12 protein-coding genes are annotated in these 14,080 nt (G+C 42.4%); 9 read left to right on the forward strand and 3 right to left on the reverse strand.

The window, feature by feature from the left end:
- The first annotated feature begins 17 nt into the window (after nt 1-17).
- Both IM792_RS05090 and IM792_RS05095 read left to right on the forward strand, forming a co-directional pair.
- Nucleotides 18-1,097 carry a Gfo/Idh/MocA family oxidoreductase gene (locus IM792_RS05090; protein ID WP_194100694.1) on the forward strand — a complete coding sequence of 360 codons (1,080 nt, stop codon included), beginning with the start codon at nt 18-20 and terminating at the stop codon, nt 1,095-1,097.
- A gap of 85 nt (nt 1,098-1,182) precedes the next feature.
- Nucleotides 1,183-2,031, forward strand: coding sequence for a polysaccharide deacetylase family protein (locus IM792_RS05095; RefSeq protein WP_194100695.1), 849 nt, complete (start codon nt 1,183-1,185; stop codon nt 2,029-2,031).
- 42 nt (nt 2,032-2,073) lie between these two features.
- On the opposite strand, the gene IM792_RS05100 is transcribed toward IM792_RS05095, so the two are convergent.
- From IM792_RS05100 to IM792_RS05110, 3 genes are all read right to left on the reverse strand, one after another.
- Entirely contained in the window at nt 2,074-2,277 is a 204-nt protein-coding gene (locus IM792_RS05100) for a hypothetical protein (protein ID WP_194100696.1), read from the reverse strand.
- Nucleotides 2,267-2,659, reverse strand: a complete 393-nt coding sequence (locus IM792_RS05105) for an STAS/SEC14 domain-containing protein (RefSeq protein ID WP_194100697.1) — start codon at nt 2,657-2,659, stop codon at nt 2,267-2,269. Before IM792_RS05105 ends, IM792_RS05100 begins: the two co-directional genes overlap by 11 nt.
- Nucleotides 2,660-2,784: 125 nt before the next feature.
- Nucleotides 2,785-4,251 carry a hypothetical protein gene (locus IM792_RS05110; protein WP_194100698.1) on the reverse strand — a complete coding sequence of 489 codons (1,467 nt, stop codon included), beginning with the start codon at nt 4,249-4,251 and terminating at the stop codon, nt 2,785-2,787.
- A gap of 156 nt (nt 4,252-4,407) precedes the next feature.
- Here IM792_RS05110 and queG point away from each other — a divergent pair, with 156 nt between their 5' ends.
- From queG to IM792_RS05145, 7 genes are all read left to right on the forward strand, one after another.
- A complete protein-coding gene (gene queG / locus IM792_RS05115) occupies nt 4,408-5,367 on the forward strand; it encodes a tRNA epoxyqueuosine(34) reductase QueG (RefSeq protein ID WP_194100699.1) in 960 nt (319 codons plus the stop codon).
- 144 nt (nt 5,368-5,511) lie between these two features.
- Nucleotides 5,512-6,588, forward strand: coding sequence for a glutamate 5-kinase (gene proB / locus IM792_RS05120; protein ID WP_194100700.1), 1,077 nt, complete (start codon nt 5,512-5,514; stop codon nt 6,586-6,588).
- A gap of 9 nt (nt 6,589-6,597) precedes the next feature.
- Entirely contained in the window at nt 6,598-7,848 is a 1,251-nt protein-coding gene (locus tag IM792_RS05125; RefSeq protein WP_194100701.1) for a glutamate-5-semialdehyde dehydrogenase, read from the forward strand.
- A gap of 503 nt (nt 7,849-8,351) precedes the next feature.
- Entirely contained in the window at nt 8,352-9,719 is a 1,368-nt protein-coding gene (locus IM792_RS05130) for an NAD-dependent succinate-semialdehyde dehydrogenase (protein ID WP_194100702.1), read from the forward strand.
- A gap of 216 nt (nt 9,720-9,935) precedes the next feature.
- Nucleotides 9,936-11,024 (forward strand): tRNA 2-thiouridine(34) synthase MnmA, encoded by a 1,089-nt coding sequence (gene mnmA, locus IM792_RS05135; RefSeq protein WP_194100703.1) that lies wholly within the window; start codon nt 9,936-9,938, stop codon nt 11,022-11,024.
- Nucleotides 11,025-11,230: 206 nt separating this feature from the next.
- Nucleotides 11,231-13,561: a type I DNA topoisomerase gene (gene topA / locus IM792_RS05140; RefSeq protein WP_194100704.1), complete on the forward strand. Its 2,331-nt coding sequence runs from the start codon at nt 11,231-11,233 to the stop codon at nt 13,559-13,561.
- 53 nt (nt 13,562-13,614) lie between these two features.
- On the forward strand, nt 13,615-14,019 hold the full coding sequence (locus IM792_RS05145) for a hypothetical protein (RefSeq protein ID WP_194100705.1): 405 nt from the start codon (nt 13,615-13,617) through the stop codon (nt 14,017-14,019).
- The last annotated feature ends 61 nt before the right edge of the window (nt 14,020-14,080 follow it).

The following is a 14,080-nucleotide window of genomic DNA, read 5'->3' on the forward strand; positions in this document are numbered from 1 at the left end:
TATCTATCCTAATGAGAATGAAACATATAATTTGCGCTGTAATACTTGTATTCAGCATATTTACTTCAGCATCTGCACAACGTAAGTTAAAAGTGGTTGTCGCGGGCCTATCGCACGATCATGTGCATAATGTAATGAACCAATACCGTAAAGGCGAGGTTGATATAGTTGGCGTTGCCGAACCCAATAAAAAGCTTTGGGATAAGTACAGCAAGTTATATAATGTACCTAAAAACATTTTTTACAGCGATTTAAAACAAGCATTGAAGGCTCAAAAACCGGATGCTGTTTTAGGTTACAACGCGGTAGCACAACACGTTGATATTATTGAAACCTGTGCCCCGCTGCATATACCCGTAATGGTTGAAAAACCATTGGCCGCTACCCTTACGCAAGCGCAGCGCATACAAACACTTGCCGATCAGTATAAAATAAAAGTGCTCACCAATTACGAAACCACCTGGTACAATTCGTTCAAGGAGGTTTACGATCTGGTAAAGAGCGATAGCATAGGCACTGTACGCAAAATGGTGGTACATGATGGCCACAAAGGCCCGCGCGAAATTGGTTGCAGCGAGGAGTTTTTAAGCTGGCTTACCGACCCGGTATTGAACGGCGCGGGTGCCCTAAACGATTTTGGCTGTTATGGCGCCGACCTGATGACCTGGATAATGAAAGGACAAAAACCCATTGCCGTTACCGCTATAGCCCGCCATTACAAGCCCCAGGTATACCCCAAGGTTGAGGATGATGCCACCATATTGGTTGAGTACCCGAATGCTATGGGGCAAATTGAAGCCTCATGGAACTGGCCGTTTAATATTAAAGACTGGGAAGTTTTTGGCAGCACTGGTTATCTGCATGCCCTTGATGGTAATAATTTGCAAGTACGCTTAAAGGAGAACAGCAGCAATACACGTAAAGCCGCACCATTAGCTGCACCGTTTAATGATCCGCTATTGTATTTAGCCGCCGTGCTTGATGGTAAGATAGATGAAAAGAACGACCAGGCATCACTCGAATATAACATGATAGTTATGCAGATTTTGGACGCTGCCAAGCGTTCCATCGAACAGGGAAAACGCATAGTTTTATAGTCGCTTTTTATTTTTTACTCCTACCGGTTTTATGCGCCTGAATTTTATATTTTAGCGCCCTTTAAAATTTATTGTATTTATTTTTATGCTAAAGCAATTTATTGCTATCACCTGTTTGGCGGGCTTTTTGTTTACAGCCTGTCAATCAGTATCTAACGGTAATTTATCTACGGATAGTCTTTCAAATACAGGTTCATCAACCGATTCAATAAAAACTGTACACGCAAAACCTGCTGATGCAACAACCATACTTTCGAGGCCACAAGTGCCTGTAATTTGCTATCACCAAATACGTGAATGGCGGCCGCGTGATTCGGAAAGCGCTAAGGATTACATCATCGAACCTGAAAACTTCAAGGCACAAATAAAAATGCTGGCCGATAGTGGCTACCATACCATTTTGCCCGGTCAGTTATATGATTACCTGGTGTACGGCAAAGAGCTGCCAAGCAAGCCGGTAATGCTTACGTTTGATGATACCGACCTTGACCAGTATACCATAGCCGCACCCGAACTTAAAAAGTATGGCTACAAGGCTGTGTATTTTATCATGACGGTATCAATAGGCCGGACAAATTACATGAATAGCGAGCAGATCAAAGAATTATCTGACGAGGGTAATATCATCGCCAGCCATACCTGGGATCATCATAACTTTAAAAAGCTTACCGGCGATGATTGGAAAATACAATTAGATAAACCAACCAAACGCCTTGAAGATATAACCGGTAAAAAGATTGAATACTTTGCCTACCCTTTCGGTTTATGGAATACCGATGGTTTACCCGAATTAAAGATCAGGGGCATTAAGCTGGCTTTCCAACTATCAGCCAAACGCGACCAGCAAGATCCGTTGATGACCGTTCGTCGCATATTGGGCAGCGGCCACTGGAGCGCGAAAACATTGCATAATAACATGAAAAATAGCTTTTAACAACCAAGCCCGAATTGATTAATACTTCGGGCTTTGTTGTTTTTAGTTATCAGTTTTAGTCCGTTCTTCTACCGGAGGCCCCGGGTCGCCACTATCATTATCGGGTGTTACGGTATGTACACGCTCGTCATCATCTTTCTTTTGCTCGGTGGGTTGATTACCCTTGGCCAGATCGTGTTCATCTTTACCATTTTCAGTCGTTTCCTTTTTAGGATCGCTGTTGTGATCATTATTCTCAGTCGTCATAGGTATTTAGTTTTATATCCTTTCGGGCTATCCATTGTATAGCCTTGTCCATTTCATTCAAATTAAACTGCCTTGATATTCCGGGTATCAAAAACCTGAAAAAGCGTGTAATACTGCGTATCATGTTATCGTCGGTAACCACGGCTACCTTATTCCAACGGGCATAATATTTTATGATCAGCATGCTGTAAGCTAACATAGCTCCTACTGTAAAATCAGCCAGTCCGCTTTCAGCCAACAGCAAATAATTTACTTCCTGTTGCGTGCCCGCCATGCTGTTTAAAAGAGGCTCGAGTGTATTTTTTATATCTTTACCGGTTATCCTACCAACAGTGTGTATACCTACTACATGTCCCGGCAACTCATCTATCACACTTAACATATCCTGGTATATACTATTATCATAAACATCTGCATAAATTAATTAACCATTGAGCAAACAACATACCATTGCATGCCCTAACACGATTAATTGTAATAATTACAGATTTATGTACCTGGTAAAGGTCAACTGTCTAATTTTTCGGAGATGTTTTTGATTGCGCGATCGAGGCTTTCGGCAGAGTGATGGAGATCTTTAATAATGCGGTCACCTTCATCATTGGTAAGGCTTTTATCTTGAACCAAATCAACCAGGCCTAATATATTCGACAGGTGCCTGCGCACTTCGTGCGAATTTATAAAAGCAAGTTCCTGCTGTTTATTTTTATATATGAGTTGCTCGTAATAGCGTTTTTGCCTTACGCTGCGGTAGAACATAATGATAATGGCCACCAATAATCCGGATACAACTACGGCAAAGGTGAGCATCAGGCGCTGGCGTTTATATTGTTCCTCTCGCCGTATAAAATCGCCTGCTATTTGATCTATCTTCATTTCGGATGAAATGTTGGCTACCTGTACCATATGGTCGGTATGATCTTGCAGGTTAGTTAGCGCCAATGAGAGATATTTTGCAGCCGATGCCCTATCGCTTTCACTTAAAGCTATTTGCCCAAGCATCTGATATAAATGATGTTTAAGAAAAGGATTATGATCCTTGCCGATAGCTTTAAAAACTGTATTGATAGTTACCTTGGCCGAATCATTCATACCTGCCTTATGATAGGCATCAGCCAAGTAGATCAGATCCTCATCACCAAAACTGAATTGACTATCATTTCGTAAGGTATTTATGTCGTTAATGGCCTTCGGGTATTCACCCTCCGCCATCTCAACAAAATAGGCAGCTCTTTTCCTGAAATTATATATTCCTGTCGGTGCTCTTTTGGGGCTAAGCAGTAACCGGTAATATTTGTTCAATGAATCACGCTTATTCATCTTAAAATAGATCTCGGCCTTATTGAAATATATAAAGTTTTCGTGATGAAACTGCTTTGACCTACTGGATGTTGCCATAGCCTCGGCCTGATCGAGATATTGCAGCGATTGCGTAAACAGGTTGTTTTTATAATACAGATCAGAAATATTGATAGCCAGCAATATATGGCGGTTAATATCATCAAGGGCGATGGCTTCCTTTTGCGCCAGGCGATAATTGATCATAGCAGCGGCGCTGTTGCCCTTTGATGCCTGTATAAAAGCTTGATTGCTATGTAATGAGAATAACAGATAATGATTTCCTGTTTTTTGTGCTATAGCTATCGCCTTACTAAAGTTACGTTCGGCTTGATTGTATTTGGTGAGTCTTTTTTCAATTACGCCACTAATAAAAAGTTCAAAAGCTGCGGCGTCCTTAGAACGATATTTTTTTAACATGCCGGTCATGTAATTTCGGGCAGCAGGTATATCCGTAAATGGGGTATTGAAAAAATAGTTATTCAGATAACGGGCAAGGTCACCATCATTTGTGCTTTGCAGGTCATCAACCAGCATCTTTTTAACTAACGTAGTATCAATACCTTCAGCATGTGTATTAGCTGTTGCTAAACAGAAAAATAAGAGTATTAAATAAATGCTTTTCCGTTTTAGCATACGCACTCAATAATCACAATTGTCAGTTAAATATAAAAATATCATGTCAAGTATACATTAAAAGAACATATAGTTGTGAAAATATTTTGCTCTCACAGTAAAATAGATTTGCCTAATTTTGCTGAATAATAGTATATCCCCATCGGTACAAAAGCAATGGCATTAAATAATAAAGCCTTATATAGCAAACTAATAAAAGAAGAAGCCTTGCGGCTTGGTTTTTTGTTTTGCGGTATTGCCAAAGCTGATTTTTTGGAGGATGAAGCCCCGCGACTTGAGAAATGGTTGAATAACAACATGCACGGCGAAATGCAGTACATGGAAAACCATTTTGATAAACGGCTGGACCCTCGCCTGCTTGTTGAGGGCGCAAAGTCAGTAATATCATTAGGGTTAAATTATTATACAGATAAGTTACAAGCCGACCCTGATGCGCCCAAAATATCCAAGTACGCTTATGGCGCCGATTATCATCATGTTATTAAGGATAAGCTAAAACACCTGCTACAATTTATTCAGGAAAAGATAGGCGATGTTGGCGGGCGGGCATTTGTTGATTCGGCACCGGTGCTGGATAAGGCCTGGGCCAAAAAAGCAGGTTTAGGCTGGATAGGTAAGAACACCAATCTGATCAATAAGAAATCGGGCTCATTTTACTTTTTGGCTGAGCTGATTATCGATCTGGAGCTGGAATATGATATTGAACCCACAGCCGACCATTGCGGAACCTGCACCCGCTGTATTGATGCCTGCCCCACTGATGCCATTGTTGGCCCTTATGTGGTTGATGGCAGCCGCTGTATATCATACCTAACTATCGAACTAAAGAATGAGATACCATCGGCCTTTAAAGATAAAATGGACGGATGGATGTTCGGTTGTGATATTTGCCAGGATGTATGCCCCTGGAACCGGTTTTCGGTTATACATAACGAGCCGGCCTTTAACCCCCACCCCGATCTTTTAGACCTTTCATCGAACGACTGGACAGAACTCACCGAAGAAACATTTAAAAAGGTATTCCAAAAATCGGCAGTAAAAAGAGCCAAATTCTCAGGGCTTGAGCGAAACATCAAGTTTTTAGATGTACATGAGGTTGATAGTAAATCGAAATAAAAAACCATCATTTTCACAAACAAAAAACACAAATAAGATTGAAAAATCATCAAATAATCAATTTTTAAATAAAATTGATTATTCAAGAATATTTAAATACTCAAATCCATCTAAAATTACTTTATTTGCTTCAAAAAGACATAAATGTCGACAAAATACAAGCGAATTATAATAAAAATAGGCTCAAATGTACTTACAAGAGCCGATGGACTGCCTGATACAGACCGTATTGAACACCTTGTACAACAAATCGCCGAGGTCAAAAAAAACGGTATTGAGGTTATCCTGGTATCGTCTGGTGCGGTGGCATCAGGGCGTAGTTTAATTACTGTATCTGACAGATGTGATGCTGTCTCGGCAAGGCAGTTGCTGGCATCTATCGGTCAGGTAAAACTAATTAATACCTATGCTCAGCTATTTGAGCAGGCTGATATACTTTGCTCGCAGGTATTGGTTACCAAAGAAGACTTTAGGGACAGGCTGCATTATCTCAACATAAAAAACTGTCTTGAAATATTACTGCAACACCAGGTAATACCCATTGTTAACGAAAATGATGTGGTATCGGTAACCGAATTAATGTTTACTGATAATGATGAACTTGCCGGGCTGATAGCATCCATGCTTAACGCGCAGGCATTGATAATACTTACCAATGTGGATGGTATTTATGATGGCAACCCGCAGTTGGAAACTTCAAAGATAATCATCGAGGTAAACGGCAAAGGTGTTGATCTGTCGGCATTTGTGTCCCAGCGTAAATCGCAGTTTGGGCGTGGAGGTATGATCACCAAAACCCACATGGCGCAAAAGGTAGCGCAGCTGGGCATAACCGTACATATCGCTAACGGCACCAGGGATAATATACTCACCAGTATATTAAATGGCGATATGCCCCACACCCGTTTCATCCCGCAAAAAAATGCTTCGGGGCGAAAAAAATGGATAGCCCATTCAGAAACATCGGCTACGGGCGTGGTTGAACTGAACGACGGCGCCAAACAAGCCCTTACATCCGACAAGGCAACGAGCCTGTTGCCTGTAGGCGTTACGGCCATCAATACTGATTTTAAAAAAGGCGACATTATTAAATTGATAGATAGCCAAGGCAGTTTGATAGGTTTAGGCAGAGCCGAATACGGTGCCGAAAAAGCGCGCGAACGCATAGGCCAAAAGAACCAAAAGCCACTGGTGCATTATGATTATCTTTATCTGCAATAAAACAAACCGATGAGTTTTAACCACTATTTTGATAATGCCGTGGTGGCGAGCCGTAAAATGGCCTTGCTAACCAATGATGTTATTAATAAGATACTGACCGAAGTGGCCGCTGCCGCTATCGCTCAAACAGAGTATATTCTTGCCGAAAATAAAAAAGACCTTGACCGCATGGACAAGGACGACCCAAAATACGACAGGCTAAAACTTACCGCCGAACGCATTAAGGGTATAACTGATGATATTATAGCGGTAACCAAGCTTGATAGTCCTTTAGGCCGCATACTTGATGACCGGCATCTGGATAATGGCTTGCATATTTCAAAGGTGACTGTGCCGCTTGGCGTTGTTGGCGTTATATATGAGGCAAGGCCGAATGTTACTTTTGATGTTTTCGCACTGTGTTTAAAAACAGGCAATGTAGCGGTACTAAAGGGCGGCAGTGATGCCGATTTCTCAAACCGCAGCATCATCAGTATAATACACGAGGTTCTAAAAAGCAATGATATTGATGTTAACACGGCTACCTTACTGCCTGTCGACCGGGAGGCTACACATGCATTGTTAAACGCAGTTGGTAAGGTTGATGTTTTGATACCGAGAGGCAGTCAAAACTTAATCGACTATGTGCGAGATAACAGTAAAGTCCCTGTTATTGAAACAGGGGCGGGTATTGTGCATACCTACGTGGCTCCCTCAGCAGATATTGACAAAGCTGCTGCCATAGTGTTCAATGCCAAAACCAGGCGTGTAAGCGTATGCAACGCGCTGGATTGTTTGTTGATCGATGAATCACGCTCAGCTGAGCTGCCCACTATTGTAAAACCATTGGCAGATAAGCAGGTGATCATTTACGCGGATGAACCAGCTTATGCAATACTCGATGGCAACTACCCTGCCGACCTGCTTCAGCCAGCCCAAACAGAACATTTTGGTACTGAGTTTTTGGATTATAAACTCGCCATAAAAACAGTTAAAGGTATTGATGAGGTTTTAGCGCATATAGCCCAATACAGCTCAAAACATAGCGAAGCGATTATTACTGAAGATGATACCGATGCTGCCCGTTTTACTAATGAAGTTGATGCCGCCGCTGTTTATGTAAATGCCTCTACCGCTTTTACCGACGGCGCTCAATTTGGTTTAGGCGCCGAGATAGGCATAAGTACTCAAAAACTCCACGCCCGTGGCCCTATGGCGCTTGTCGAGCTTACCAGCTACAAGTGGCTGATAAAGGGTAATGGCCAGGTTAGAACACCCTAAAATTAACCCCTTATAAACAAAAAAGCAGGATACTACATGCCAGTATCCTGCTGAAGGTTTTTTTTGTTGGGGTAAAATTACAATAGAAAATAGTTTACCGCCACTGCAAAGCATACTACTGCAAGGATTAGGCCTTGCAACTTTTGCTCAAAAGTTAAGTTAATGGTATTCATATCTTTATAAAATTAGGGTATCACAAATCTATATTCCATTACAAATTTTGCAATAGCTAAATGCATTTTTATTGAATTTTTAATAAAATCATATTTTTAATTTTAAAGTGATTGTGCAAAACATTGTTTTATATAAAAAATTCAAAAAACAATGTTTCAATACTAACAAACGGAACATATATAGCCCTATTTTAACCGCTACCTTAAGTGTTAAAACAACACTTTGAGCAAATTTTCACACAAATTCACGCTAAATATATCGTACGTCATATTATTTGGCAGTAAAAACATTTTTCTTGTACGAGCATTTTATTCAAAAGCGCAATCAAGATGAATATTTATTCAGTAAATCCATATAACTTAAAAAGAGTAGCGAAATACGCCGCACATAACGATAAGCAGGTTGATAAAAAGATAGATCAAACACATACGGCATGGCTTAATTGGCGTAATTCGCCGCAGGCCGAACGTAGCCTCCTGTTACATAAACTATCATCGGTATTAAATGAACGCAAGGATCAACTGGCCGAACTAATGGCTTTAGAAATGGGCAAGCCATTAGCCCAAGGCATTGCCGAGGTTGAAAAGTGCGCCGCAGTTTGCGAATACTATGCTGATAATGCTCCCTCATTCCTGCAAAACCAGATCATCGAAACCGATGCCACTAAAAGTTATGTAAGCTTTCAGCCTATTGGTGTAGTGCTGGCTATAATGCCCTGGAATTTTCCGCTATGGCAGGTGTTTCGTTTTTTGGCACCGGCATTAGCGACGGGTAATTGCGGCCTGCTTAAACATGCCTCCAACGTTCCGAGTTGCGCTTTGGCCATTGAGGATATGGTTAAGGCAGCAGGCTTTCCGCAACACGTGTTTCAAACATTGTTAGTGGGTAGCGATAAGGTTGACAAGATCATCGCCCACAAACATATACAAGCCGTTACCCTTACCGGTAGCACAGGCGCAGGCATGAAGGTGGCCCAAAAAGCCGGCTCACTAATCAAAAAAACGGTATTGGAACTTGGCGGAAGCGACGCCTACGTAATACTCGGAGATGCCGACCTGGAGCTTGCCGCCAAAACGTGTGTTAACAGCCGATTGATAAATGCCGGGCAAAGCTGCATTGCTGCCAAACGCTTTATTGTGGTTAAATCAGTCGAGAAAGAGTTTACCGACCTATTCGTGAAATATATGAAGGAGAAAACCGTGGGCGCCCCATTTGCCGAAGGTACCGATGTTGGCCCCATGGCCCGTGCCGACCTCCGCGACGAATTACATAAACAGGTAAAGCAAGCCATAAAACAAGGTGCAAAATGTTTATTAGGCGGCGAGGTTACAAATGGCGATCATGCGTTTTATCCACCCACGGTACTATCAAAAGTTAAAGAAGGCAACCTGGCTTTTGAGGAAGAATTATTTGGCCCGGTGGCGGCCATTATATCCGCAAAGGATGAGAACGATGCCATCAGGTTGGCTAACAAAAGCTCGTTCGGGTTGGGTGCTGCTGTGTTTACCAGGGATGCCGCGCATGGCGAATTAATCGCCTCAACTAAACTGGAGGCCGGTTCGTGCTTTGTAAATGCCCTAGTAAAATCAGACCCAAGGTTGCCGTTTGGAGGCATCAAACAGTCGGGTTACGGGCGCGAATTAGGGTTATTTGGTATTCATGAATTTGTGAATATTAAAACTGTATTTGTAGCGTGATACTAAAATACACAGATAAAGTAATGATGAATATAATTCACATAAAAAATTGATAAACAGCCAACATTAATTTAAATGAAAATGCGGCGGAATGCTTATCAAGAAAATTCTTGACCTTTATTCCGCTTAAATCCTCTGCTAAAACTTATCACAAAATCGTCAAAATAGAACCTGCTTATAATCGAGTATAAAACATTGATTATCTTTGCGGCTAATATGAGCAAGCACGGTAGGATATTGGTGGCCATGAGTGGCGGCGTTGACAGTTCGGTAGCGGCAGTGATGTTGCACGAGCAGGGTTACGAGGTTATTGGCCTTACCATGAAAACATGGGACTATGCCTCTGCTGGCGGCAGCTCAAAGGAAACCGGCTGTTGCAGCTTGGATAGCATTAACGATGCCCGCGCCCTTGCGGTAAGCTATGGCTTTCCCCATTATATATTAGATATACGCAACGAGTTTGGCGATTACGTTATCGATAACTTTGTTGACGAATACCTTGCCGGCCGCACCCCTAACCCATGTGTGTTATGCAACACGCACATTAAATGGGATGCCCTGTTAAAACGTGCCGATAAACTGGACTGTGAATTTATAGCAACCGGGCATTATGCCAACATTCGTGAGCATGATAATGGCCGCTATGTAATATCGCGTGGTAAGGATCTGAATAAGGATCAATCATATGTATTATGGGGTGTATCGCAAAAAAATCTGGCTCGTACTAAATTCCCGCTGGGTAGTTTCTCAAAACCTGAAATACGCCAAATGGCTTTAGATATGGGCCAGATGGAACTTGCCGGTAAAAGCGAGAGCTACGAGATATGCTTTGTGCCCGATAATGATTATCGTGCCTTTTTACGCCACAAGGTTGAAGACCTTGACGAAAAGATAGGCAAAGGTAACTACGTACTTACCGACGGCACTGTTGTAGGCAAGCACGAGGGTTATCCTTTTTATACTATCGGTCAGCGTAAGGGCTTGGGTGTTGCTTTGGGCAAGCCGATGTTTGTTACCGCAATTCGCCCCGAAACCAATACCGTGGTACTTGGTACCGCTAATGAGTTAGAACGTAAGGAAGCCTGGGTTAAAAACCTTAACCTGATAAAATACGAAACCATAACCGAACCTATTGAGGCGATTACCAAGATACGCTACAAGGATGCCGGTATGGATAGCCACATAGTACAAATGGGCGAACACATGAAGGTTGACTTCCACCATGCGGTATCGGGCATAGCGCCTGGTCAGTCGGCTGTGTTTTATGAAGGCAATGACCTGCTGGGCGGCGGTTTCCTGATGTAAAAAAAAATCCGCCGCATTTTCCCGCTCCATTTACATTGTTGCATCGGGCCTTAAGTGCATGGTTTAATAGGCACTTACACACTGCCGAACAGGGTTGTAAAACCACCGTTAATACGCCGATGCCGAATGCTTAAACCGAATTAAAACCAAAACAAATTTGCGTTTAGCGTTCTTTATATTTTATTTGCAGAAAATTTAAACTGTTAATGGCTAAAAACTTACTCATAGTAGAATCTCCGGCGAAGGCAAAAACCATCGAAGGATATCTCGGAAAAGACTTCACAGTGAAATCGAGTTACGGGCACATCCGCGACCTGGTGAAATCTGAGGATGCTATTGATATAGCCAATAACTTTCAACAACGATACGAGGTACCTGCCGATAAGAAGCAGGTAGTTAGCGAGTTAAAGAAATTAGCTAAGGAGGCCGAAACGGTATGGCTGGCATCCGATGAGGACCGCGAGGGAGAAGCTATTTCATGGCACTTATTTGATACGCTTAATTTAAAAGAGGATAAAACACGCCGTATCGTATTCCACGAGATTACCAAACCGGCTATCCTGAAAGCGATAGATAATCCACGTAAGATAGATTACAACCTGGTGAATGCCCAACAGGCACGCCGTGTGTTAGATAGATTGGTAGGTTTTGAGCTCTCCCCTGTTCTTTGGAAAAAGGTAAAGCCATCGTTATCTGCCGGTCGTGTACAATCAGTAGCAGTAAGGTTAATTGTTGAGCGCGAGCGTGAGATCAATAAATTCCAAACCGAGGCCGCGTTTAAAATAGTGGCCATATTTGGCAAGGGTAAAAATGCTTTCAAGGCCGAACTGCCTCAGCGTTTTGCCAAGCAGGAAGATGCCGAGAAGTTTTTACAGGATTGCATAGGCGCCAACTTTACGGTTGATTCGCTGGAAACAAGGCCTGCAAAACGTTCACCGGCAGCGCCATTTACTACATCGACCTTGCAGCAGGAAGCCAGCCGTAAGCTGGGCTACTCGGTATCGCGTACCATGTCGTTAGCTCAACGTTTGTACGAATCAGGTAACATTACCTATATGCGTACCGACTCGGTAAACCTGTCTGATCTGGCATTGAACGCCGCAGCTCAGGAAATACGTAGCGCTTACGGAGAGCAATACCATCAGCAACGTAAATACAAAACCAAGAGCGCAAGCGCTCAGGAAGCTCACGAGGCCATCCGCCCTACATATTTTGACAAGCATACCATTGATGGCGATAACGCTGAAAAGCGTTTGTACGAACTGATATGGAAACGTGCCATCGCTTCGCAAATGAGTGAAGCTCAATTTGAGAAAACCACTGCAAAGATCGGTATATCAACACGTAATGAAGATCTGGTTGCCAGCGGAGAAGTAATGAAGTTTGATGGTTTCCTGAAAGTTTACCTGGAGAGCAACGATGACGAGGACGACAACCAACAGGATGGCGATAACGCTATGCTGCCACCATTACAAAAAGGCCAGCAATTAGAGTTACAGGAACTTTCGGCTACCGAAAGGTTCTCTCGTCCACCGGCACGTTATACCGAGGCAAGTTTGGTTAAAAAGTTAGAGGAGTTGGGTATCGGTCGACCGTCAACCTATGCCCCTACTATATCAACCATACAAAACCGTGGTTATGTAGTTAAGGAGGATCGTGATGGCAAGCAACGTAATTTCCGTGTGCTTACTCTAAAGGATGGCTCAATATCTAAACAGGAAAAATCGGAGAATACCGGTGCCGAGCGTGGCAAGCTATTCCCTACTGATATTGGCGCTGTAGTAAACGACTTTTTAGTGCAGTACTTTAATGGCATTGTCGATTTTAATTTTACTGCCAGTGTTGAAAAACAATTTGACGAAATAGCACAAGGCTTAAAGGAATGGACGGATATGATCCGTAAATTCTACGCCCCTTTCCATAAGGACGTTGAGAACACCATTGAAACAGCAGATAAAGCCCGTGGCGAACGCGAGTTAGGTGTACATCCCGAAAACGGAAAGAAAATATCAGTACGTATCGGTCGTTACGGTCCGTTTGTACAGGTTGGTGATAATGACGATGCGGAGAATAAACCACTTTATGCGAGCCTGCGCAGTGGTCAAAGTATTGAAACCATTTCGCTTGAAGAAGCCCTTGAATTATTCAAGCTACCTAAAAAGGTAGGCCTTTATGAGGAAAAGGACATGACCGTGGCTATTGGCAAATTCGGCCCGTACATTCGTCATAACAGCGCGTTCTATTCGCTGCCAAAGGGTTTAGATCCATTGGATGTAAGCGAAGATCAAGCTATCGAGATCATCAACGAAAAGCGTAAAAAGGATGCCGAAAAGCTGATCAAGGTTTTTGATGAAGATCCGGAAGCTAAGATATTGAATGGCCGTTGGGGGCCGTATATTGAATACGGCAAGCAAAACATCAAGATACCAAAGGATAAGGACCCGAATACCATTACGTTTGAGGATTTGAAGGCATTGGCTGGTGAAGCCGGTAAAGAGCCGAAAAAAGGCGCTAAAAAATTCACCAAAAAGAAGTAATAACCGGCACGTAAATACGTGTTAATAAAGGTTAAACGTATAATACTTGTATAATGATTAAAGATCTTCCCGATAATACGGTTAAGGATATTGCTATAGCGGTGGCTTTGGAGGGTGAGAATGTTGAGGGCAAAACCTGGTATGTATACCTCATCAATTTAAAGAATGAGGCTATCGAGAATGTACTGATCACTGCCAAGGGTTACGGCGAAAAAGATGGCGAACAGGTAAAAACCTCTACCCTGCGCCATATGATACCCAACGTACAGCCAAATTCATTCGCGCTTATTGAACCTATTGACGAGGAAACCTTTGGCCTGAGTAACGAATACTGGCTGAGTTACTACATTGGCAAAAACATTTTTGATAAAAAATTCATCTTTTTACCCGAGAGTATTGTGGACATGAACCTGATCAAGCTACCTGTAGTAAACAAGCCCGGCGTGATGATAAAATAATATCGCCTTTATTTGCTTAATATGATAAGAGGTTTATATTTACTCAAAATATTTAAACCTT

It is taken from the genome of Mucilaginibacter sp. JRF (assembly GCF_015223065.1).
In the GTDB taxonomy this organism is placed as follows: Bacteria; Bacteroidota; Bacteroidia; order Sphingobacteriales; family Sphingobacteriaceae; genus Mucilaginibacter.